The organism is Streptomyces sp. EDA2-14, from assembly GCF_054963755.1.
The window spans coordinates 1289010-1311328 of sequence record NZ_JBUEGE010000001.1; the positions used below are offsets into that span (position 1 = coordinate 1289010).

Here is a 22319-nt window from a genome sequence, read left to right on the forward strand (position 1 = left end):
CCCCGCCCCCGTACACCCCCAGCTGGAGCGAGAACACCCCATGCGCGTCGAGATCTGGACCGACATCAACTGCCCCTTCTGCTACATCGGCAAGGCCCGCTTCGAGCAGGCACTGGCCGGGTTCGCGCACAAGGACGAGGTCGAGGTCGTGCACCGGTCCTTCGAGCTCGACCCGCAGGCCAAGCCCGGCGAGACCGGGCTCGTCGTGCCGTACATCGCCAAGAAGTACGGCATCAGCGAGGAGCAGGCCGCCGCCAACGAGCAGGGCCTCGGGCAGCAGGCCGAAGCCCTCGGCCTGCCGTACCTCACCGCGGGCCGCGACTTCGGCAACAGCTTCGACCTGCACCGCCTACTCCACCTCGCCCTCGACAAGGGCGTCCAGGACGCCATGATCGACGCCCTGTACCGGGGAAACTTCGCCGAGGAGTCCTCCGTCTTCGGCGACCAGGAGGCCGTCGTGCGGCTCGCCGTCGAGGCGGGACTCGACGAGACCGAGGTGCGAGCCGTGCTCGCCGACCCCGACGCGTACGCGGACGCGGTGCGCGCCGACGAGCGCGAGGCCGCCGAGCTCGGCGCCAACGGCGTGCCGTTCTTCGTCCTCGACCGCAAGTACGGGGTCTCCGGCGCCCAGCCCGCCGAGGTCTTCACGCAGGCGCTCACCCAGGCGTGGGGCGAGCGCTCCCCGCTCACCGTCATCGACGGCGCGGACGGCGGCGACGCCTGCGGCCCCGACGGCTGCGCGGTCCCGCAGGCCTGATCCGCCGACCTGCACGCATAAGCGTTGCTTAGGTCTACTGCGCAAATATGCGCAATGGACGGGTAGTTGGCGGCGGGGCACAGTGGTGCCATGCAGACATCCGGTGAGCACCAGGTCCTCGACGCGGCCCTCGTCCGCGCGCAGTACACCCCCGCCACCACCTACCTGAACACCGCGAGCTCCGGACTGCTCCCGGTACGGGCCGCCGACGCGATGCGGGCCGCGATCGCCGACATGACCGAGGGCCGGTCGCCCGACTCGCTCTTCGCCGACGTCGAGGAGGCGCGCGCGGCGTTCGCCCGGATCGCGGGCGTCCCCGTCGGCCGGGTCGCGACCGGCGGCTCCGTCGCCGTCTACAGCGGCCTCATCGCCGCGTCGCTGCCCGCCGGGGCCGAAGTCCTCACCGCGGAGGGCGACTTCAGCTCCACCGTCAACCCCTTCCACGTACGCGGCGACCTCAAGGTCCGCGCCGTGCCGCTCGACGCGCTCCCCGACGCCGTACGCCCCGGCACCGCGCTCGTCGCGGTCAGCGCTGCCCAGTCCGCCGACGGCAGGGTGGCCGACGTGCCCGCACTGCGCGCCGCCACACGGACGCACGGCGCGCGGCTTTACGTCGACGTGTCGCAGGCGGCCGGCTGGTACCCGGTCGCCGCGCTCGCCGCCGAAGCCGACTATCTGGCCTCCGTCGCCTTCAAGTGGCTGACCTGCCCGCGCGGTGCCGTCTTCTTCGTCGGACCGGCCGACCCCGAGGGCTTCGACGCGCTCACGCCCGTCTTCGGCGGCTGGGTCTCGGGCGAGAACCCCTGGGACAGCTGCTACGGCCCCGTCACCGAACCCGCCCGCTCCGCCCGCCGCTTCGACGAGACCCAGGGCCTCGTCGCGTACACCGGGGCACGCCAGTCCCTCGCCGTGATCGAGGAGCTGGGACCGGAGGCCATCCGCGCCCACGACCTCGCGCTCGCGGACCGCTTCCGCGCGGGCGTCGCCGAGCTGGGCCACGAGCCGGTCGCCTCGCCCGGCTCCCCGATCGTGTCCGTCCCCGGACTCGGCGTACGCCAGCCGGAGTTGCAGCGCGCCGGCCTCGAACTCTCCAACAGGGCGGGGAACCTGCGGGCGTCGTTCCACCTGTACAACACGGCCGCGGACGTCGACCGCCTCCTCGACGCGCTCTCCGGCTGAAGTCCGGCCGGCCTCTGGCGCCCACGTCCGCCGCACGCTAGGAAGGCACAAGACCTAGAGGTGGTGGTGCCGGTGGCCCGTACCGGGCGTTGCGACCCCAAGGACCGGGCCGCGGACGACGCCGAACTGCACCGACGTCTCGTCTACGGCGACGAGGCCGCGCTCTCCGAGGTGTACGACGCGTACAGCGGGCTCGTCCGCGGCGTCGCCGTGCGCGTCACCCGCTCGGCGGCCGCGGCGGACGACGTCGCGCAGGAGGTCTTCGCGCACCTGTGGGCACGGCCCTACGCCTTCGACGCGCGGCGCGGCACGCTCCGTACCTGGCTGAGCATGCTCGCGCACCGCCGCGCCGTCGACTGGGTGCGCAGCGAGGCCCGCCACCGCAAGGCCGTCACCGCGGACGACGCGGCGCTGCACGCCATCCCGGCCCCCGACCCCGGCCCCGACGAGCGGGTCGTCGACCGCGAGCGCTCCCTGCTCCTGCACTCGGCCGTCGCACAACTCCCGCCGAACCAGCGCCAGGTGGTGCACCTGGCGTACTTCGCCGGTCGGACGTACCGTCAGGCGGCGGCGGAACTCGGCATCCCGGAAGGGACCGCCAAGACCCGCCTGCGCACCGCCCTGCACCGGCTGGCCGAAACCCTGGCGGGGCCGGACTACGAGGCTCAAGGAAGGGGTGCCTGATGGCCACGGACGCCCGCGACCACGCGACGGTGAGCGAGCTCCTGGGCGCCTGGGCCCTGCAGGCCCTGCCCCCCGACGAACAGCGCGCCGTCCCCGCGCACCTGGCGGACTGCGAGGAGTGCGCGGCCGAGGCGGAGCGGCTGAGGGCGACGGTCCGGACCCTGGACGGGCCGAACGGCACGCGCCTCGACGACGCGGCCCGGCCCCCGCTGCGTACCGGCGCGGGACCGCTCGCCGCGGCCCTGGCGAGCCGGCCGCCCGTACCCCGCGCCGCCTCAGGAACCGCCGCCCCGCACGCCCGGCCCTACGCGGCCACCGTCGCCGCCCTCCAGGCGCTGCTGGCCGGGGCGGAGGACGCCTGGGCCACGGAGGTGGTGCACGGCTGGACGGTGCGCGACACGATCGCCCACCTCATCGCCGCCGACGAGCCGCTGGCCGTCCACCTGGGCCTGCCCGCGCACGAGCCGGCCAACGAGACGGCGGACGAGGGCGACTGGCGCACGGTCTGGGCGGCCCGCACCCACGACATCATCACCCACGAACGCGGGCGCACCCCGGACGCCACCGTCGCCACCTGGCGCGCGCGGGCCGCGGAACTGCTCGCCGCGCCGGCCGCCCGCGAGATCGAACCGGCCGCGCAGGCCGCCACGTTGCACGGCGCCCGGCTGCCCGTCGCCGACCACTTCCTGATCCGCGCCTTCGAGACCTGGATCCACACCGACGACATCGGCCGCGCCCTCGACCGCCCCGTGCCCCCGCCGCCCGCCGACCACCTGTGGCGGCTCGTGCGGCTGGCCGTGCGGATCCTCGGCGCGGCGCTCGGCACGCGGGCCGCACCCGTCGCCCTGACCGTCGCGGACGCGAACCGGTCCACGGAGTGGGTGCTCGGCTCGGAGGGCGAGCCGGTCCGCGCGGAACTCACCCTCGACGCGGTCGACTTCTGCCTGCTGCTCGGCGGCCGGCTGCCACCGGACACCGTCCCCGGGTCCGCGACCGGCGACGACACCGCCGTACGCGGACTGCTCGACCGGGCGGGCAGCCTCGCCTGGCTGTGACCCGGGCCGGGTGACCCGGGGCGTGAACGCAGGACGGGGCGGAGCCGCGAACGGCCCCGCCCCATCTCACGTACGGATTGACGTCACTTCACCGGAGTGAAGTCCCGCGCCCCGATGAACTCCGGACGCCGCACCGGCGCCGCGAACGGCTCCACCGCCGTGTTCTCCACGCTGTTGAACACGATGAACACGTTCGAGCGCGGGTACGGGGTGATGTTGTCGCCCGAGCCGTGCATGGCGTTGCAGTCGAACCAGGTCGCCGAGCCCGGAGAACCGGTGAACAGCTTGATGCTGTGCGCGTCGGCGAACTTGGAGAGGGCCTCGTCCGAGGGCAGACCCGCGTCCTGCATCTGCAGCGACTTCTTGTAGTTGTCCTTCGGAGTCTCACCGGCGCACCCGAGGAACGTCTTGTGCGAACCCGGCATGATCATGAGACCGCCGTTGGTGTCGTAGTTCTCCGTCAGGGCGATGGAGACGGACACCGTGCGCATGTTGGGCAGGCCGTCCTCGGCGTGCCAGGTCTCGAAGTCCGAGTGCCAGTAGAAGCCTCGGGCCCCGAAACCGGGCTTGACGTTGATCCGCGACTGGTGGACGTAGACGTCCGAGCCGAGGATCTGACGGGCCCGCCCCACGATGCGCTCATCACGCACGAGGTTGGCGAACACCTCACTGATCTTGTGGATCTCGAAGACCGAGCGGATCTCCTGCGACTGCTTCTCGACGATGGAGCGCTCGTCGGCGCGCATCGCCGGATCGTTCACCAGGCGGTTCAGCTCGGCCTGGTAGGTGCCGATCTCGTCCGGTCCGATCAGCTCGTCGATGGCGAGGAAGCCGTCCCGCTCGTAGGACGCGAGGTCCGACTGGCGGATCGGCCCGCGTGCACCCTCCGCCGACCAGACGACCGGGTCGACACGAGGCGTGGCGACCTCGGAGGCGCCACGAGTCGGGTACAGGTCCGTGATGTCGGGTGCGGTCGTCATCGGGATCAGGCCTCCTCGTCCTCTGTCAGCAGCGGGTAGACGCCGTTCTCGTCGTGGTCCTCCCGTCCGGTCACCGGAGGGTTGAACACGCAGACGCAGCGGAAGTCGGTCTTCGGGCGCAAGGTGTGCTTCTCGTGGCCGTCCAGGAGGTACATCGTCCCCGGAGCGATCCAATGCGTCTCACCGGTGTCCCGGTTGGTCAGCTCGGCCTCGCCCTCCACGCACAGCACGGCCTCGATGTGGTTGGCGTACCACATGTCGGTCTCGGTGCCGGCGTAGAGGATCGTCTCGTGCAGAGAGAAGCCGACCTTCTCCTTGGCAAGCACGATGCGCTTGCTCTCCCAGGTGCCGGTCGCCGACTTCACGTGCCGGTCGGTGTTCTCTATCTCCTTGAACGAACGGACAATCACGGTGAGTTGCTGCCTTTCCTCGTAACTTGGTGGTGCGTGTCAGACGGTCTCGCGCACAGCCCGGGTGAGCGTGCGAAGCCCCTCGTCCAGCTCCTCGCGCGTGATCGTCAGTGCCGGAAGCAGCTTGACGACCTCGCTCTCGGGGCCGGAAGTCTCTACGAGCAGGCCCAGCTCGAAGGCCCGTCGTGCGACCTTGCCCGCGCGGTCCTTGTCGCGGAACTCGATGCCCCAGACCAGGCCGCGGCCGCGGTATTCGACAATCTCGTCGTGGTACTCGGTGCGCAGGGCGCTGAGCACCTCGTCGATCTGCTCGCCGCGCTCCATGGTCTGCTTCTCCATGGCCGCGCCGTCGGTCCAGTACGTCTCCAGGGCCGCGGCGGCCGTCACGAACGCGGGGTTGTTGCCGCGGAACGTGCCGTTGTGCTCGCCCGGCTCCCAGACGTCCAGCTCCGGCTTGAACAGGCAGAGGGACATGGGGAGTCCGTACCCACTGATGGACTTCGAAACGGTCACGATGTCCGGCGTGATGCCCGCCTCCTCGAAGGAGAAGAACGCACCGGTACGGCCACAGCCCATCTGAATGTCGTCGACGATCAGGAGCATGTCCCAACGTTCGCAGACATCTGCCAGTTTGCGAAGCCATTCGGCGCGGGCGACGTTGATGCCGCCCTCGCCCTGGACCGTCTCCACGATCACGGCGGCCGGGGTGTTGAGGCCGGAACCGGAGTCCTCGAGCAGCCGCTCGAACCAGATGAAGTCGGGCGTCTGGCCGTCGAGGTAGTTGTCGAACGGCATCGGCGTGCCGTGCACGAGCGGAATGCCGGCGCCGGCGCGCTTGAACGCGTTGCCGGTCACGGCGAGCGAGCCGAGCGACATGCCGTGGAAGGCGTTGGTGAAGGACACGATCGACTCGCGGCCCTTCACCTTGCGGGCCAGCTTCAGCGCGGACTCGACGGCGTTGGTGCCCGTCGGGCCCGGGAACATGACCTTGTAGGGCAGGTCGCGCGGCCGCAGGATGATGTTCTGGAACGACTCCAGGAAGTTGCGCTTGGCCGAGGTCGACATGTCGAGCCCGTGCACGACGCCGTCGCGCTCCAGGTAGTCGATCAGAGCGCGTTTCAGCACCGGGTTGTTGTGCCCGTAGTTGAGCGATCCGGCGCCCGCGAAGAAGTCCAGGTACTCGTGGCCGTCCTCGTCGTACATACGGCTGCCCTGCGCCCGGTCGAAGACGGTGGGCCAGCTGCGGCAGTAGCTGCGCACCTCCGACTCAAGGGTCTCGAAGACGCTCAGGTCCGGCTGGGTGATGGTCACAGCGAAAGCTCCTCTAGGGAGGGAAGTTTGAGGGGGGTTCGGGAGTGGGTGGATCGGGGGCGTGCTCAGGCCAGCGGACCGATGCGGTACAGCTCCTCGGGCAGGTGCCCGTCGTCCGGGAACAGCCCCGCGTCGAACAGCACCGTGCGTGCCACGCCGACGCGGTGCCGGCGGGCGAACGAGGTGAACAGCGCCTGCGACGCGGCGTTGTCGGGCGTGATGGTCGTCTCGAGTGTCGTGACCGTACGCGCCGCCGCAACCCGCGCGGTCAGCCCGTCGAGCAGCGCGGCGGCGAGGCCGCGACCGCGCTGCGCGGCGTCCACGGCGACCTGCCACACCACGAGGATGTCCGGTCGGTCGGGACGGACGTAACCGGTGATGAAACCGGCCACCTCGCCCTTCTCGTCGCGGGCGATCACCGACGTGGCGGCGAAGTCGCGACACCACAGCAGGTAGCTGTAGGAGGAGTTGAGGTCGAGCACCTTCGAGTCGCGGGCGATACGCCAGATCGCGGCACCGTCGGCCACCTCGGGGTGGTCGATCTTCAGTCCGTCGGGGACCGGGGCCACTTCGGCGACTTCCAGGAATTGCGCTTGTGCGGCGGTCATGCAAATTGAATTTACCGAGCAATTTTCGGGATTGCACCTGCGGAAGGGGTTACGTACGGCGGGCTTGTGTGTTATCGCGCGCAGGTGAGCGCGCGCACGAAATCCCGACGGTATGTCCGGGTTTGGGTGGGACAAAAAGGGCAGAAGGAAATTGGTGTGGAGTACGTCACAGGCCGGTAATCGCCACGAGACGCGTCCGAATTACGTCGGTTGCCGTTGACGAAACCTAGGTGTTTACGGCCCGAGGAAGCGGGCAGAAGCAGAGCAGAAGCAAAACGGGGAGACGCTTCGTGGGGCCTCAAAAAAGTGCGGGACAATTCTGCCTGAATAATTCGTGGATAAATGGAAAGGCGCCACCCTGAATGGGTGACGCCTTGCTTTGAGTGGTGCCGGGAGGTGCTTATTCCCAGGCGCCGGCGACCGCCTTTCGCGCCCCTTCCAGATCGACCTCGAACCCGGCCTCGGCGAGCGCCCCGCCGAGCGCGGCCAGCGAGGACTGCACGACTCCGCGCGTCGCCTGCGGGCCGTAGTGGTTGACCCGGATCATCTCCTGAGCGAGTGCGCCACCACCCGCGACCAGCGGCAGCACCGGGTCGACGGCCAGCGCCTTCGCCACCAGCTCACGCGCGTCCGTACCGGCCGGGGCACGCAGCGTCGTCGCGACCGGGGCGGCGTTGTGCGCCTCGTGGACGTACGGCTCCAGGCCGCCGCCCAGCGCGAGCGTTCCGGCGCGCGTCGCCGCGGCGGCCGAGGCGTGCCGCGCCATCAGCGCCTCCAGGCCCTCGCCCTCGATGCGCTCCACACACGCCTCCAGAGCGAGCATCTCCAGCTGCGCCGGCGCGTGCAGCAGCGTCTTGCGGCCGCCGTCGACCCAGCGCTGCTTCCAGTCCAGGAGCGAGAGGTAGGAGTGGCGCGGCGCGTGCGGGTTGTCCGTCATCCGCTCCCAGGCCCGCGCGCTCACCGACACGGCCGAGACCCCGGCCGGGCCGCCCATCGCCTTCTGCGCGCCGATCACGCACAGGTCCACGCCCCACGCGTCCGGAAGCACCGGCTCGGCGGCGATCGACGCGACGGCGTCCAGGTAGAACAGGGCCCCGTGCGCCCGCACCACCTCACCGATCTCGGCGACCGGGTTCGTGTTGCCGGTCGCGGCCTCCGCGTGCACCAGGGACACGAAGTCGATCTCGGGGTGCTCGGCGAGCGCCTGCCCGATCTGCTCCGCGGTGACGGCCGTGTGGAAGGGCACCGCCAGGTCGTGCACCGTGGCGCCGCAGTCGCGCAGCCAGTCGCCGAAGGTCTGCCCGTACGGACCGGTGATCACGTTCAGTGCCACGGTGCCGGGACCCGCGGCGGCGCGGATCGCGCCCTCCAGCGGCAGCAGCGCCTCGCCCTGCATGATCACGACGTCCTGTGAGGTGTCCAGCAGCCGGGCGACACGGTCCTCGATGGAGGCGAAATGCTCGGCGCTCAACGGGGCCAGGTCGAGAAACGGATGGGTCACGGTGGGGCTCTCTTCGCTCACGGGTTCGTACGGGTGCCGGTGTCGAGCGTACCGACCGCCTCATAGGCTGCGCGCATGAGTATTGGCGGGGTACTGCACGTGAAGGGGCGGGTCCTCGTCGGGCCCGACGACGTACGCGACGAACTGTGGGTGGTCGACGGCCGGATCGCATACGAACGGCCCGGCACGGCGGGTCTCGACGTCACGACGGTCGAGGGCTGGGCGCTGCCGGGACTGGTCGACGCGCACTGCCACGTCGGCCTCGGCGCACACGGCCCCGTGGACGCCGAGACCGCCGAGAAGCAGGCCCTGACCGACCGCGACCACGGCACGCTGCTGCTGCGCGACGCGGGTTCCCCCTCCGACACCCGCTGGGTCGACGACCGCGAGGACCTGCCGCGCATCATCCGGGCAGGCCGGCACATCGCCCGCACCCGTCGTTACATCCGCAACTTCGCGCACGAGATCGAGCCCGAGGAGCTCGTCGCGTACGTCGCGCGGGAGGCGCGGCGCGGCGACGGCTGGGTCAAGCTCGTCGGCGACTGGATCGACCGGGCGACCGGCGACCTCGGCGCCTGCTGGCCGCGCGAAGCGGTCGAGGCGGCGATCGCCGAGGCGCACCGGCTCGGCGCCCGCGTCACCGCCCACTGCTTCGCGGAGGACTCCCTCCGGGACCTGGTCGAGGCGGGCATCGACTGCATCGAGCACGCCACGGGCCTGACCGACGACACCATCCCGCTCTTCGCGGAAGCCGGTGTCGCGATCGTCCCGACCCTCGTGAACATCGCTACGTTCCCGCAGCTCGCGGCGGGCGGCGAGAGCAAGTTCCCCGACTGGTCCGCACACATGCGCCGGCTCTATGACCGCCGCTACGACACCGTCCGCAACGCCTACGACGCGGGGATCCCGGTCTTCGTCGGCACGGACGCGGGCGGCTCCCTCGCGCACGGCCTCGTGGCGGGCGAGGTCGAGGAGCTGGTGCGGGCCGGTCTCCCGCCCGTCGAGGCGCTCTCGGCGACGGCGTGGGGAGCGCGCTCCTGGCTCGGCCGCCCCGGCCTGGAGGAGGGCGCGCCCGCGGACCTCGTGGTGTACGGCTCGGATCCGCGGGAGGACGTACGGGTGCTGGCGGCGCCGCGCAGGATCGTGCTCCGGGGCAATGTGGTGGGGTGACCTGCCCGGTTGACGGTGCGTGACCGGTGGGACGGACGAGCCCTCTGATTCGAAGGTGTGCACGGAAACGCCACTTTGGAGTGAACTCCATGAACGTGGGCGCCCGTTCACTCTCAGTGCGTAAAGATTCCCTTACCGATGACCAGTCGAGGCGGTTCCGTCCCGTTCCGTCTCGTTCCTTCCTGCCTTGTTCCGTGCTGTCCCGTCACGCGCGGTCCTGGTTGTTACTTGGGGGTCCCACCGCCATGTCCAGCTCCACCCTTACGTCCGTCCTGCGCACGCCCGCCCGCCGCCTCGCGGCGACCACCGCCGCCACCGCGCTCGCCCTCGGCCCCGTCGTCCTCGCGACCGCGGGGCCCGCCGCGGCCACCGAGCACCGGGGCGGCAAGGCCGGCGCCGCCGTGCTCCGCACAGGACTCGACGTATCGCTCCTCAACAAGACCGTGAACGTCCCGCTCAAGGTCTCGCTGAACGAGGTGCAGGCGCCCAAGAGCGCCGACGAGACCGCGCTGACCGCCCGCCTGGACGGGGTCGACGGCGGACAGCCGTTCAGCGTGCTGCGCGCGGACGTGGCCAAGGCGAAGGCCACGGTCGAGGGCGACAAGGCGGAAGGTTTCACCCAGCTCGCCCGCGCCAAGGTGCACGTCCCCGGCCTTCCGCTGCTCTCCCTGATCGAGGTCGACCAGGTGACGTCCAAGGCGCTGTGCGTGGCGGGCGAGAAGCCGGTCGCCGAGTCGAACCTGCTGGGCGGCGTCACCATCCTCGGCAAGAAGGTCACGCTGTCCACCGGCGGCACGACGTCCATCAAGGTCCCGGAGGTCGGCGAGGTGACGCTCGGCCTCTCCAACCGGTCCACGACGTCCACCACGGCTGCCGCCTCCGCCCTGCAACTCAAGGTCCATGTGAACCCGTTGAACCTCAACGTTGCCGAGGTCGACGGCGAGGTCACGCTCGCGGAAGCCACCTGTGAGAGCCCGAAGGCCGCTCCGGCGCCGAAGCCGAAGCCTCAGGGGGAGCAGGCCGACACCCCGGTCCAGAAGACCGAGCAGCAGCCTGTGGCCGACAAGCAGGACCTCGCGGAGACGGGCGGCAACGAGATGACGCCGTACATCGCGGGCGGTGCGATCGTGCTGCTCGTCGCCGGTGGTGGCGCGGTGGCGATGGCCCGCCGGGGCCGCAACCGGGTGTAGGTGAATCAAGCCCCTGCGGCGCTTGAGCAGCGGGGTCCGGGGCGGAGCCCCGGCGGCTCAGCGCCGTGGGGGGCTTGCGGTCGCGGGGCGCTGCCCCGGACCCCGCGCCTCAATCTCCCCCAGCTACCGCTGGGAGGTGCCCCCTGCGGGGCTTGAAACGAGAATGTCCCGCAACGCCTCCACGAACCGCTCGCTCGTCGTCCGGTCCCGCACCGCGACCCGCACCCAGTCCCGCCCGAGGCCCGGGAACGTGTCGCCGCGCCGCACCGCGAACCCGGCCCCCCGCAACCGCTCCCGCACCGCGTGCGCGTCCGGCACCCGCACCAGGACGAACGGCCCCTCCGCGGGCCCGGCCACGGACACCCCGTGCGACGCCAACCCCCGCAGCAGGCCCACCAGATACTCCCGGTCCGCCGCGACGGCCACCGCCGCGTCCGCCGCCTCCGCGACCCCGCGCGGCGACACGCACGCCTGCGCGGCGACCAGCGCGGGCGAGGAGACCGGCCACAGCGGCTGCGCCCGTTCGAGAGCCGCCACCACCTCCGGCTCCGCCACCACATAACCCACCCGCAGCCCGGCCAGGCCCCACGTCTTCGTCAGGCTCCGCAGCACCACGAGCCCCGGCACGTCCGTCCGCCCGGCAAGCGACTCCCGCTCGCCCGGCACGGCGTCCATGAACGCCTCGTCGACCACCAGGAAGCGCCCGGGCCGCGCGAGCCGGGTCAGCACGTCCGCCGGATGCAGCACCGACGTCGGGTTCGTCGGATTCCCCACGACCACCAGGTCCGCCTCGGGCGGCACGAGCGCCGGATCGAGCCGGAAACCGGCCCCGTCCCCGCCGCCCCGCAGCAGCACCCGGTCCACCGCGTGCCCGGCGTCCTCCAGCGCGGCCTCGGGCTCGGTGAACTGGGGGTGCACGACCACGGGTCTGCGCACCGGCAGCGCCCGCGCGAGCAGCACGAACGCCTCCGCCGCCCCGGCCGTGAGCAGCACCCGCTCCACCGGCACCCCGTGGTGCGCCGCCACCGCGGCCCGCGCCGCCCGCCCGTCCGGGTACGCCGCGAGCCCCTCCAGGGAACCGGCGATCTCCTCCCGCAGCCAGGTCGGCGGCGTGCCCGTGCGCACGTTCACCGCGAGATCCGTCAACTTCTCGCCGTCGTCGCGGACTTCGGCGTCGCCGTGGTGCCGCAGATCGGGCCCCTCGTCGGCGGCCGCCGCCGCGGGCGCGGTCGCGCAGCGCACGGCCACCTTCGGATGCGCCGCGGCCCACCCCTCGGCCTGCGCCCTGAACCGCTGCGACGCCAACGGCCCGTACGGCAGCACCACGATCCGCCGCGCGCCGAGCGCCGCGCACCGGTCGAGCCCCGCGGGCACGTCAGGGGCCGCCGACACGAATGCCGCCTCCACGCCCGCGTAGCCACTGCCCTCCCACAACATCCGTGCGGCGGCGACGAGTTCGGCGTTTGCGGCGGAGTCGGCCGCGCCGGGGCCGACGAGCAGCACCGTCACATCGGCCCGGTCGCCCGGAGTGCGGGCGCCGCCGCCCAGTACGTCGTCGAGCCGTCGCTCCAGGGCGGCGAGCAGGGCCGGGGGAGGGGTGTGCATGGGACGACTCCTTGCGGGCGCTGGCGAAGAGAGGGGAGAGAAAAGCGGTGGAGAGGGGAGAGGGGCCACGCGGTCCGGCCCCCTACCCCGGTCGCGCCACCGCACACGTCACCCGTCCGGGCCCCCCGCCCGGTCCGGTCGACGTCCGCTTCGGGACGAGCAGCGCACCACCCCGTACGAGGGCCGCGGCCTCGGCGACCGACGGGGTGCCCACCGCGGCGCGGGCCCGCGCGGACGGGTGCGGCACGGGGACGGCGGCGAGCCGCTCGGCGTCGTACGTCTCCAGGGGCACGCCCAGCGCCCCGGCCGCCGCGACGATGCCGGGCTCGCGGCCCTTCGCGTCGACCGTGGCGAGCGCCAGGACGTCCGTCGCGCCCACCTCGGCCAGGACCGCCCTGACGAGGCCGAGCACTTCGTCCGCAGGAGCGCCGGACCGGGCGCCGACCCCGACGACCACACCCCCGGTGTGCGCGCGGGCCTCCGTATGGGTTAGCAAGGGGCCATGGCCGTGATCGTGGCGCTCAGCGCCTTTGTGATGACTCTGGTCGGTGGCTGGACCGCGCAGCGGGTCACCGACCGGCGCCACCTGGTGCTCGGCCTCGCCGGTGGCCTGATGCTCGGCGTCGTCGGCCTCGACCTGCTGCCCGAGGCCCTGGAGGCGGCGGGCGGCCCGGTGTTCGGGGTGCCGGCGGCGCTGCTGCTGTTCGTGGGCGGGTTCCTCGGGGCGCACATCATGGAGCACCTGCTGGCCAGGCGGCAGGCCGCCCACGGAGGCGAGGAGGGGGCGTCCGGCGGCCGGGCCCCCGAGGTGGGGCTCACGGCGGCGTCCGCGATGGTCGGGCACAGCCTGATGGACGGCATGGCGATCGGCGCCGCCTTCCAGATCGGCGGCGGCATGGGCACGGCCGTGGCGCTCGCCGTGATCGCCCACGACTTCGCCGACGGCTTCAACACGTACACGATCACCCGGCTGTACGGGAACGCCCGCCGCAAGGCGCTGATGATGCTGTTCGCGGACGCGGCGGCGCCCGTCGTGGGCGCGGCGTCGACGCTCCTGTTCACCATTCCGGAGCAATTGCTCGGCGGCTATCTCGGATTCTTCGGCGGCGTGCTGCTCTACCTGGCCGCCGCCGAGATCCTCCCCGAGGCCCACCACGAGCACCCGGCCCGCTCGACGCTGCTGTGCACCGTCGTGGGCGTGGCCTTCATCTGGCTCGTGGTCGGCATCGCGGGCTGAACCGTTCACGGCGCGGCGCACCGCTCGACCAGGCGCCGTGCGATGTCGGGCAGCGCCGCCCAGTGCGTGTGCAGATAGCTGGCGTGCACCCCGCCCTGCACGAACCCCTCGACGCGCGGCGTCGGCAACCGCATGCCCCAGGCGGGCGTCGGCCCGGCGCCCGGTTCGAGCACGGTCCGGTGGAACTCGTGGCCGCGCAGCCGGGCCCCCGCCGGGGCGAGCACGCTGTCGGTCACGGCGACGGCGTCGCGGTAGCCGAGGGTGAGGCGGCCCGACATCTGCGCGTCGGCCTCCAGCACACCGCACATCGGCTGTCCGTCGAGCGAGCGGGAGAGGTACAGCAGCCCGGCGCACTCGGCGACCACGGGGGCGCCGCTGCGGGCCAGCTCGGCGACATCCTTGCGGAGCTGTTCGTTGGCGGAGAGGTCGGGGGCGTAGACCTCGGGGAAACCGCCGCCTATGACGATCGCCCGCGTGTTCTCGGGGAGCGTCTCGTCGTTCAGCGGGTCGAAGGGGACGACCTCCGCACCCGCCGCGCGCAGCAGCTCCGTGTGCTCGGCGTACGAGAACGTAAAGGCCGCACCACCGGCTACGGCCACGACTCCAGCCCCGCCGGCGTTTGAGGCGCGGGATCCGGTGCGGAGCCCCGCGGCCGCAACCGGGCTCCACGCCTCGGTCGTGAGCGGCGGCGCCGTCCGCGCCAACCCCAGCAACCCCTCCAGGTCACACCCCTCCCGGACCATCGCAGCCGACGCCCGGACGGAGTCCACCGCCTCCGTGCTCCGCTCGGCGACCGGGACCAGGCCCAGATGCCGGGACGGTGTGGCCACCTGCGGGGTACGGCGCAGCGCCCCGTACACGGGGACGCCGACCTCCTCCATGGCCTCGCGCAGCAGCGCCTCGTGCCGGTCGGAGCCGACCTTGTTGAGGATGACGCCCGCGAGCCGCACCTCGGGGTCGAACGAGGCGAAGCCGTGCACGAGCGCCGCCACCGAACGCGACTGCGAGGAGGCGTCGACGACGAGCACGACGGGGGCCTTCAGGAGCTTCGCGACATGGGCCGTCGAGGCCAGCTCGCCCTCGCCCGACGCACCGTCGAACAGGCCCATCACGCCTTCCACGACGGCGAGTTCGCACCCCGTCGCCCCGTGCGCGAACAGCGGCGCGACCAGATCGGGCCCGCACATGTACGCGTCGAGGTTGCGGCCCGGACGGCCGGTCGCGAGCGCGTGGTAGCCCGGATCGATGTAGTCGGGCCCCACCTTGTGCGGCGACACGGCGAGCCCGCGCTCGGCGAACGCGGCCATCAGACCCGTCGCCACGGTCGTCTTCCCGGTGCCCGAGGCGGGCGCGGCGACGACGAGCCGCGGCACATCCATGGTCACCACTCGATGCCCCGCTGGCCCTTCTGACCCGCGTCCATCGGGTGCTTCACCTTCGACATGTCGGTGACGAGGTCCGCGAACTCCACCAACTTCTCAGGGGCGTTGCGCCCCGTGATGACCACATGCTGCTGCCCGGGACGATTGCGCAACGTCTCCACGACGTCGTCCACATCGATCCAGCCCCAGTGCATCGGGTAGGCGAACTCGTCGAGCACGTACAGCTTGTAGGTCTCGGCGGCCAGGTCCCGCTTGACCTGCTCCCAGCCCTCGCGCGCCTTCTCCTCGTTGTCGGCCTGGTCGTCGCGCTGCACCCACGACCAGCCCTCGCCCATCTTGTGCCAGGCCACGGTGCCGCCCTCGCCCGTCGCGCCGAGCGTCTTGAGCGCGTTCTCCTCGCCGACCTTCCACTTCGCCGACTTGACGAACTGGAACACCCCGATCGGCCAGCCCTGGTTCCAGGCGCGCAGCGCGAGCCCGAACGCGGCCGTGGACTTGCCCTTGCCGACGCCGGTGTGCACGAACACCAGCGGGCGGTTGCGGCGCTGACGAGTCGTCAGTCCGTCGTTCGGCACGACGCTCGGCTGTCCCTGCGGCATTTAAGCGGCCCTCCTGATGCTGTTCCGCGTCCCGTGGGCGCCCTGCGCGCCCTGTACGTCCTTCACGAGTCCGGCGATCGAGTCCGCCCGCAGCTCGTCCAACGCGACGGCTGTGCCGCCGAGTTGACCGGCCAGCTGCCCGGCGAGCCCGAGCCGCACCATGCCGGTCTCGCAGTCCACGACCACGGAGGCGGTGCCCTCGGCGGCATGCAGCCCGGCCGCGCGGCCCGCGAGCTGCACGGGCTCAGGACCACCGGTCGCCCGCCCGTCCGTCACGACGACCATCAGCGGCCGCCGCGCCGGATCCCGCAGCCGCTCGATGCGCAGCACCTCGTGCGCCTTCAGCAGCCCGGCCGCCAGCGGGGTGCGCCCGCCGGTCGGCAGCGACTCCAGGCGGGCCGCCGCGGCGTCGACGCTCGACGTCGGCGGCAGGGCGACCTCGGCCCCCGTCTTCCGGAAGGTCACGAGCCCCACCTTGTCCCGCCGCTGGTACGCGTCGAGCAGCAGCGACAGGACGGCGCCCTTCACGGCGGTCATCCGCTGCCGCGCCGCCATCGACCCGGAGGCGTCGACCACGAACAGGACGAGGTTTCCCTCGCGTCCCTCACGGGTCGCCTGCCGCAGATCGTCCCGGCGTACGACGAGACCCCTGCCCGAGCGACCGCGTGCCCGCTGGTGCGGGGCGGCGGCCTGCACCGTCGCCGCGAGGTGCAGCTTCGTCAGGGCGCCACGGGGCCGCGTGGCCCCCGTGGTGCGGCCGTGCTCGGTCCGCGCGCGCGAGCGCCGCCCCGCCGCGCCCTCGCCCAGGCCGGGCACGCTCAGCATCTTCGTACGAAAGGGCTCACCGGCCGCCACGGGCTTCTGCTCGGGGGCTCCGGCGCCGGACGCGGGGGCGGCTGCGGGCTCCTCGGGGGAGTCCTCGCGGTCGTCACCGGCCGGGGCGTCCTGCGGTTGCGGGGTGTCCCCGGTCTCCTGAGGCGCGTCGTGCGGGCCGTCCTGCGGCGGCACGCCGCCACCGGGGCCACCGCCGTCGGGCCCCCCGTCAGGACCGTCGGGATCGTCGTCGCCCTCGGGGCCCTCGGGCTCGTCCTCGGGACCGAACTCGTCCAGCGTCTCGTCGAGCTTGTCCTCGTCGAGGCCCGGCGCGTCGAAGGGGTTGCGGCGCCTGCGGTGCGGCAGCGCGAGCAGCGCGGCCTGCCGCACGTCCTCCGCCAGCACGTCCTCGCGCCCCGCCCAGGCGGCGAGCGCGGTGGCCGTGCGCGCCATCACGATGTCGGCGCGCATGCCGTCCACCTCGAAGGCGGCGCAGGTCGCGGCGATCTGCGTCAACGCCCGGTCACCGAGCCGCACCTGCGGCAGCAGTTCACGCGCGGCGACGATCCGGGCCCGCACGTCGGCCTCGTCCTCGGCCCACCGGCCCGCGAAGCCCTCGGGGTCGTCGTCGTAGGCGAGCCGCCGCTTGACGACCTCCACCCGCTGCTCCGGCTCACGTGAGGCGGCGACCTCCACCGTCAGCCCGAACCGGTCGAGCAACTGCGGCCGCAGCTCACCCTCCTCGGGGTTCATCGTCCCCACGAGGAGGAAGCGCGCGGCGTGCCGTACGGAGACGCCCTCGCGCTCGACGTACGAGGCGCCCATGGCGGCGGCGTCGAGGAGCAGGTCGACCAGGTGGTCGTGGAGCAGGTTGACCTCGTCGACGTACAGGATCCCGCGGTGCGCGTCGGCGAGCAGCCCCGGCTCGAAGGCCTTCACGCCCTCCGAGAGCGCCCGCTCGATGTCGAGCGCGCCCACGAGCCGGTCCTCGGAGGCGCCGACCGGCAACTCGACCATGCGCGCGTCCCGCTGCGTGCCGGGGGCGTCGGCGTGCGGGCCGTCGGGACACTGCGGGTCCGGCGCCGCCGGATCGCACGAGAACCGGCAGCCGGGGACCACGTCGACATCCGGCATGAGCGCGGACAGGGCGCGCACGGCGGTGGACTTGGCGGTCCCCTTCTCACCGCGCACGAGCACACCACCCACGGCGGGCGACACGGCGTTCAGCAACAGGGCGAGCCGCAGATCGTCCTGCCCGACGACGGCGGAGAACGGGTAGGGGGTAGGCATCAGCCAACAACCTCCAGTGAGACAAACATGTCCAGGGGGACGATCAGGGGCGCGGGGAACTGCGCAATCTTTTGGGGGTCTGGGGGCGCAGCCCCCAGGTTCGGGACGGGAAGGGGCGGAGGGGGCGACTTCCCATCACGGCGCCCCGGGCGGCACGAACGGCAACCCGCCCGGTGCACCCCCCTCGATCAACCGCCAGAGCGCATCCGTATCGGCGTGCCGCTCGACCAGATCCCCGAGCCGGTCGAGCTGCTCCTCCCGAAGCGCCTCGAACGACGTGTCCGGCGCGGGCACGAACCGCCGCCCGGCCGCCTCGGAGACTGCCCGCAGGAACGCCCGCCGGAACCCGTCCGACTCCAGCGACCCGTGCCAGTGCGTGCCCCACACGGACCCGACCCGGCATCCGTCCAGGAAGGTCTCGCCGCCCAGCACCTCGGCGACACCGTGATGGATCTCGTATCCCTCGACGTACTCCCCGAGCGCCTCGCCGACGGGCCGCGCGAGTGTCTTGTCGGCCTCGAACCGGACGCGTACGGGCAGCAGTCCGAGCCCGTCGACCGTGCCGGCCCGCGACTCGATCTCGTCCTCGATGGCCTCGCCGAGCAGCTGGAACCCGCCGCAGATGCCGAGCACGGGCCGCCCTTCGGCCGCCCGCCGCCGCAAAGCCTCCGCGAGCCCGCGCTCGCGCAACCACTCGAGCGCCCGCACCGTGCCGCGCGTGCCCGGCACCACGACCAGATCCGCGTCCACGAGCTCCTCGGCCCGGTCCACGAACCGCACGACGACACCGGGTTCGGCGGCCAGCGCGTCCACATCGGTGAAGTTCGACATCAGCGGGACCGCGCACACGGCGACCCGTAGCACGTCCTCGCCCACGGGCGGCGCGACGACGGACTCCCGTACGGCGCCCCGCAGGGACACCCGCAGGCCGTCCTCCTCGTCGATGCCGAGGCCGTGCTGGAACGGCAGCACACCGTAGGTCGACCGCCCGGTGAGGGACTTGAGCATGTCGAGCCCCGGTTCGAGGAGGCTCACATCGCCGCGGAACTTGTTCACCAGGTACCCGGCCAGCAGCTCCTGGTCCTCCGGCGCGAGCAGCGCCGTCGTCCCGAAGAACGACGCGAAGACACCGCCGCGGTCGATGTCGCCGACGACGAGCACCGGCAGCCGCGCGGCCCGCGCGAGCCCCATGTTCACGATGTCGGTGCGCCGCAGATTGATCTCGGCGGGCGACCCCGCGCCCTCGCAGATCACCGCGTCATGGGTGGCCCGCAGCTCCTCCAGGCACCCGACCACAGTGTCGAGCAGCGCCGCCTGGCGTCCGCCGTGGTAGCCGCGCGCGCTCAACTCGCCCACGGGCTTGCCCATGAGGACGACCTGGCTGCTGCGGTCGCTGCCCGGCTTGAGCAGTACGGGGTTCATGAGCGCGCTCGGCTCGGCCCGCGCGGCCTGCGCCTGCATCGCCTGCGCCCGCCCGATCTCGGCGCCTTCCCTGGTCACGAACGAGTTCAGGGACATGTTCTGGCCCTTGAACGGGGCGACCTTCACGCCCTGGCGCACCAGCCACCGGCAGATACCGGCGGTGACGACGCTCTTCCCGGCGTCGGAGGTCGTCCCGGCGACGAGCAGCCCGCCGCCCGTCATCGCCGACCCCGCGCTCGTATCAGTCGCGCACCCACACAGACTCCCAACGCCAACAGAGATACCCGCCGTGACAGCCGCACGGCCCGATCCACATCACGCACCTCGACGGCCCGCCCCGGCGCGTTGAGCACAGGGCGGTGCTCGACCCGGCCGCCGTACGCCAGGGTCCCGCCGAGCCGTACCCCGAGCGCTCCCGCGAAGGAGGCCTCGACGACACCGGCGTTGGGACTCGGATGCCGCCCGGCGTCCGCCCGCCACGCGTCCAGTGCCTGCCGGGGCCTGCCACCGGCGAGGACGGCGAGAGCACCCGTCAGCCGGGCGCCCGGCCAGCCGGCCACGTCGTCGAGGCGGGCCGAGGCCCAGCCGAACCGCCGGTACTTCGCGGACTTGTGCCCGACCATCGCGTCGAGCGTGTTCACGGCGCGGAAGGCGACCAGGCCCGGTACTCCGCCGAGCGCGCCCCACACGAGCGCGCCCACGACGGCGTCGGAGGTGTTCTCGGCGACGGACTCGACGACACCCCGCGCGATCCCGTCCGCGTCGAGCCCCTGCGGGTCACGGCCGCAAAGCCGGGGCAGCAACTCCCGCGCGAGCTCCACGTCCCCGGCCTCCAGGGCGGACCCCACACCGCGCGCCTCGCGGCCCAGCGAGGTGCCGCCGACGACGGCCCAGGTGGCGGCGGCCGTCAGTGCGACGGAGGCGGCGGGGGAGCGGCGTACGAGACGGGACGCGGCGGCGGCGAGGGCGGCGGCGCCACCGGCACACACGGCGGTGTGCAGGGCGCCCGCGCCACGGTGGTCACGCCACAGACCGCGCTCGACGGCCGCGGCGGCGCGTCCGAAACCGGCGACGGGGTGCCCACGGCGCGGATCGCCAAGAAGAAGGTCGGCGAAGATTCCGACGACGGCACCGCACGCATACACGCGCTCGTGCCGCCAGACGCCGCGCGGGGCGAACATGGCGGTAAGTGTCCTCACTCAGGGTGTCCACGCCCTGGTTCGACGAGACCGGCAGCGAGAGTTCCTGGCTGGCCCCTTTGGAGAAGGGGGCTCACAGTGGCGGGACCGCGCCGGATTTGCACCGGCTTCCTCAGACTGCTGCCGTATATGGCGGGGGAAGTCCACCATGCTGCGAGTTGGCACGTCAACTTGCTGGTGAGACGTACGAAGGCGGGGTGCGGGACGCCGAACGCCCCGCACCCCGCCTTCGTGTGCGCTGTGCCGTGTCAGGCCACGATGAGATAGATCCCGTAGGCCACGGCCGCCGCGCACAGCGCGAAGCAGACGTAGGCCCCGGAGGTCGCGACCGCCGCCGAGCCTCCCTCGCGCGCCGCCGACTCCCGCTTGGAGAGGCCGACGATGCCGAGGGTGAACAGGCCGACGAGGGCCACGGTGACCACGAGAGAGACACCGAAGACGGAGCCGAGGGCCGCCCAGTCGATCTTCATTCCGGTCCTGCTTCCTTACAGCGTGGCGCCGGCGGGGCGCGCGGGGTCGTTCACCGCACCGGCCTTCGGCTGGGCGGGGATCTTCGCCTCGGACTCGGCCGATTCGACCGTGCCCACGGGCGGCGGGGTGACCGAGGCGATCGCGGTCGTCACGACGCCCGGCGCGTCCTGCGCGGGGGCGGAGTGCGGCTCGTCCGCGGTGACGTTGGTGTGGTCGATGGAGTTGCGGCGCGACAGCTTCCAGATGATCCCGGAGCCGATCACGAGCAGCGCGGCGGTGAGGGCGACGCCCCACGGGCCCTGCTTGGTCAGGAACTCGGAGCCCGCGCCCACCAGACCCGCGGCCGGCAGGGTCAGACCCCACGCCACGAACATCCGGGTGGCGGTGGACCAGCGGACCACACCGCCCTTGCGGCCGAGGCCCGCTCCCATCACGCCGCCGGAGCAGACCTGCGTCGTGGAGAGGGAGAAGCCGAGGTGCGAGGAGGCGAGGATCGCGGTCGCCGCACTGGTCTGCGCGGCGAAGCCCTGCTGCGGGGCGAGCTCGGTGAGGCCCTTGCCCATGGTGCGGATGATGCGCCAGCCGCCCAGGTAGGTGCCGAGCGCGATGGCGATACCGGCCGAGACGATGACCCACATCGGCGGGTCGGCGTCCGGCGCGATGACACCGCCGGTGATCAGGGCGAGGGTGATGATGCCCATCGTCTTCTGCGCGTCGTTCGTGCCGTGCGCGAGGGAGACGAGGCCCGCGGAGGCGATCTGCCCGGCGCGGTAGCCCTTGGCGGTCGCCTTCTCGTCCGTCTTCCTGCTGATGCGGTACGTGAGGCGGGTGGCCAGCATCGAGGCGATGCCGGCGACGAGCGGTGCGGCCACCGCGGGCAGCAGCACCTTGGTGACGACGGTGCCGCCGTTGACCGAGGACCAGCCCATCGACATGACCGCGGCGCCGATGAGGCCACCGAACAGTGCGTGCGAGGAACTGGACGGCAGGCCGAGCAGCCAGGTCAGCAGATTCCAGAGGATGGCGCCGACCAGCGCCGCGAAGATGACCTCTGTCTTGAGGCCGTCCTCGTTGACGATGCCGCCGGAGATGGTCTTGGCGACCTCTACGGAGAGGAACGCGCCGACGAGGTTGAGCACGGCGGACATGGCCACCGCCGTCTTCGGCTTGAGAGCGCCTGTCGAGATGGTCGTCGCCATCGCGTTGGCGGTGTCGTGGAAACCGTTGGTGAAATCAAAGACCAGCGCGGTAACGATCACGATCGCAAGGAGCAGCGTGATGTGTTCCATTTACCCAGGCTTCGGTTGGACGTCAGTGGCACGCTGAACGTAAGCAGCCCGAGTGAACGGAAGATGAACTGGGACGGGCGCCGCGGTGACCCGAACCGGAGGGCCTTCGCTCCGCTTGCCGCACGGTGGTCCCGCCGGTTCCGGATCGCGGTGGCGTCGGCCCCGGA

The 22319-nt window shown here is 72.4% G+C and carries 21 protein-coding genes, 1 pseudogene and 1 riboswitch; of the genes and pseudogenes, 7 read left to right on the plus strand and 15 right to left on the minus strand.

The features are described 5' to 3' along the window. Positions 1-40: 40 nt before the first annotated feature. The 4 genes from ACY34M_RS05800 (at position 41) to ACY34M_RS05815 (ending at position 3675) form a co-directional block, all read left to right on the plus strand. Complete coding sequence (locus ACY34M_RS05800) at positions 41-757, plus strand: DsbA family oxidoreductase (protein WP_462718840.1); 717 nt, start codon at positions 41-43, stop codon at positions 755-757. A 90-nt stretch (positions 758-847) separates the two neighbouring features. Then, the gene (locus ACY34M_RS05805) at positions 848-1936 is read left to right on the plus strand and encodes an aminotransferase class V-fold PLP-dependent enzyme (RefSeq protein ID WP_462718841.1); all 1089 of its coding nucleotides are present in this window, start codon (positions 848-850) and stop codon (positions 1934-1936) included. Between the two features lie 60 nt (positions 1937-1996). Continuing rightward, positions 1997-2620: a sigma-70 family RNA polymerase sigma factor gene (locus ACY34M_RS05810; RefSeq protein WP_462718842.1), complete on the plus strand. Its 624-nt coding sequence runs from the start codon at positions 1997-1999 to the stop codon at positions 2618-2620. After that, entirely contained in the window at positions 2620-3675 is a 1056-nt protein-coding gene (locus tag ACY34M_RS05815) for a maleylpyruvate isomerase family mycothiol-dependent enzyme (protein WP_462718843.1), read from the plus strand. The genes ACY34M_RS05810 and ACY34M_RS05815 overlap by 1 nt, the downstream gene beginning before the upstream one ends. A gap of 83 nt (positions 3676-3758) precedes the next feature. Here the strand turns inward: ACY34M_RS05815 and thpD are convergent, their stop codons facing one another. The 5 genes from thpD to ACY34M_RS05840 all read right to left on the minus strand — a co-directional run bounded on the left by thpD (position 3759) and on the right by ACY34M_RS05840 (position 8485). Further along, entirely contained in the window at positions 3759-4655 is an 897-nt protein-coding gene (gene thpD, locus ACY34M_RS05820) for an ectoine hydroxylase (RefSeq protein WP_462718844.1), read from the minus strand. A 5-nt stretch (positions 4656-4660) separates the two neighbouring features. Then, positions 4661-5065, minus strand: coding sequence for an ectoine synthase (locus ACY34M_RS05825; protein ID WP_462718845.1), 405 nt, complete (start codon positions 5063-5065; stop codon positions 4661-4663). A gap of 39 nt (positions 5066-5104) precedes the next feature. Further along, a complete protein-coding gene (ectB, locus tag ACY34M_RS05830) occupies positions 5105-6376 on the minus strand; it encodes a diaminobutyrate--2-oxoglutarate transaminase (protein WP_462718846.1) in 1272 nt (423 codons plus the stop codon). Between the two features lie 65 nt (positions 6377-6441). Then, complete coding sequence (ectA, locus tag ACY34M_RS05835; protein ID WP_462718847.1) at positions 6442-6984, minus strand: diaminobutyrate acetyltransferase; 543 nt, start codon at positions 6982-6984, stop codon at positions 6442-6444. Positions 6985-7384: 400 nt separating this feature from the next. Beyond that, a complete protein-coding gene (locus ACY34M_RS05840; protein ID WP_462718848.1) occupies positions 7385-8485 on the minus strand; it encodes a pyridoxal-phosphate-dependent aminotransferase family protein in 1101 nt (366 codons plus the stop codon). 75 nt (positions 8486-8560) lie between these two features. On the opposite strand from ACY34M_RS05840, the gene ACY34M_RS05845 reads away from it, so the two are divergent. Further along, a complete protein-coding gene (locus tag ACY34M_RS05845; RefSeq protein ID WP_462718849.1) occupies positions 8561-9655 on the plus strand; it encodes an amidohydrolase family protein in 1095 nt (364 codons plus the stop codon). A gap of 245 nt (positions 9656-9900) precedes the next feature. Continuing rightward, positions 9901-10845 (plus strand): SCO1860 family LAETG-anchored protein, encoded by a 945-nt coding sequence (locus tag ACY34M_RS05850; RefSeq protein WP_462718850.1) that lies wholly within the window; start codon positions 9901-9903, stop codon positions 10843-10845. Positions 10846-10968: 123 nt separating this feature from the next. On the opposite strand, the gene cobC is transcribed toward ACY34M_RS05850, so the two are convergent. From cobC to ACY34M_RS05865, 3 genes and pseudogenes are all read right to left on the minus strand, one after another. Then, a complete protein-coding gene (cobC, locus tag ACY34M_RS05855; protein WP_462718932.1) occupies positions 10969-12093 on the minus strand; it encodes an Rv2231c family pyridoxal phosphate-dependent protein CobC in 1125 nt (374 codons plus the stop codon). Between the two features lie 123 nt (positions 12094-12216). Beyond that, a pseudogene (locus tag ACY34M_RS05860) lies at positions 12217-12450 on the minus strand (Rv2231c family pyridoxal phosphate-dependent protein CobC); the annotation flags it as partial. A gap of 82 nt (positions 12451-12532) precedes the next feature. Next, positions 12533-12946 (minus strand): cobalamin biosynthesis protein, encoded by a 414-nt coding sequence (locus ACY34M_RS05865; protein WP_462718851.1) that lies wholly within the window; start codon positions 12944-12946, stop codon positions 12533-12535. A 6-nt stretch (positions 12947-12952) separates the two neighbouring features. On the opposite strand from ACY34M_RS05865, the gene ACY34M_RS05870 reads away from it, so the two are divergent. After that, positions 12953-13687, plus strand: coding sequence for a ZIP family metal transporter (locus tag ACY34M_RS05870; RefSeq protein ID WP_462718852.1), 735 nt, complete (start codon positions 12953-12955; stop codon positions 13685-13687). A 5-nt stretch (positions 13688-13692) separates the two neighbouring features. Here the strand turns inward: ACY34M_RS05870 and ACY34M_RS05875 are convergent, their stop codons facing one another. The 7 genes from ACY34M_RS05875 to ACY34M_RS05905 form a co-directional block, all read right to left on the minus strand. Further along, positions 13693-15066 carry a cobyrinate a,c-diamide synthase gene (locus ACY34M_RS05875; RefSeq protein WP_462718853.1) on the minus strand — a complete coding sequence of 458 codons (1374 nt, stop codon included), beginning with the start codon at positions 15064-15066 and terminating at the stop codon, positions 13693-13695. Between the two features lie 2 nt (positions 15067-15068). Continuing rightward, on the minus strand, positions 15069-15668 hold the full coding sequence (gene cobO / locus ACY34M_RS05880) for a cob(I)yrinic acid a,c-diamide adenosyltransferase (protein WP_462718854.1): 600 nt from the start codon (positions 15666-15668) through the stop codon (positions 15069-15071). Further along, entirely contained in the window at positions 15669-17771 is a 2103-nt protein-coding gene (locus ACY34M_RS05885; RefSeq protein ID WP_462718855.1) for a putative cobaltochelatase, read from the minus strand. It lies immediately after the preceding gene. Positions 17772-17906: 135 nt separating this feature from the next. Beyond that, positions 17907-19415: a cobyric acid synthase gene (locus ACY34M_RS05890; protein WP_462718856.1), complete on the minus strand. Its 1509-nt coding sequence runs from the start codon at positions 19413-19415 to the stop codon at positions 17907-17909. After that, the gene (locus ACY34M_RS05895; protein WP_462718857.1) at positions 19412-20374 is read right to left on the minus strand and encodes a cobalamin biosynthesis protein; all 963 of its coding nucleotides are present in this window, start codon (positions 20372-20374) and stop codon (positions 19412-19414) included. The genes ACY34M_RS05890 and ACY34M_RS05895 overlap by 4 nt, the downstream gene beginning before the upstream one ends. Beyond that, positions 20361-20555: riboswitch (cobalamin riboswitch) on the minus strand. Its footprint overlaps the gene before it by 14 nt. 85 nt (positions 20556-20640) lie before the next feature. Further along, on the minus strand, positions 20641-20862 hold the full coding sequence (locus ACY34M_RS05900) for a hypothetical protein (protein ID WP_462718858.1): 222 nt from the start codon (positions 20860-20862) through the stop codon (positions 20641-20643). Positions 20863-20877: 15 nt separating this feature from the next. Beyond that, on the minus strand, positions 20878-22152 hold the full coding sequence (locus tag ACY34M_RS05905; RefSeq protein WP_462718859.1) for an anion permease: 1275 nt from the start codon (positions 22150-22152) through the stop codon (positions 20878-20880). Between the last annotated feature and the right edge of the window lie 167 nt (positions 22153-22319).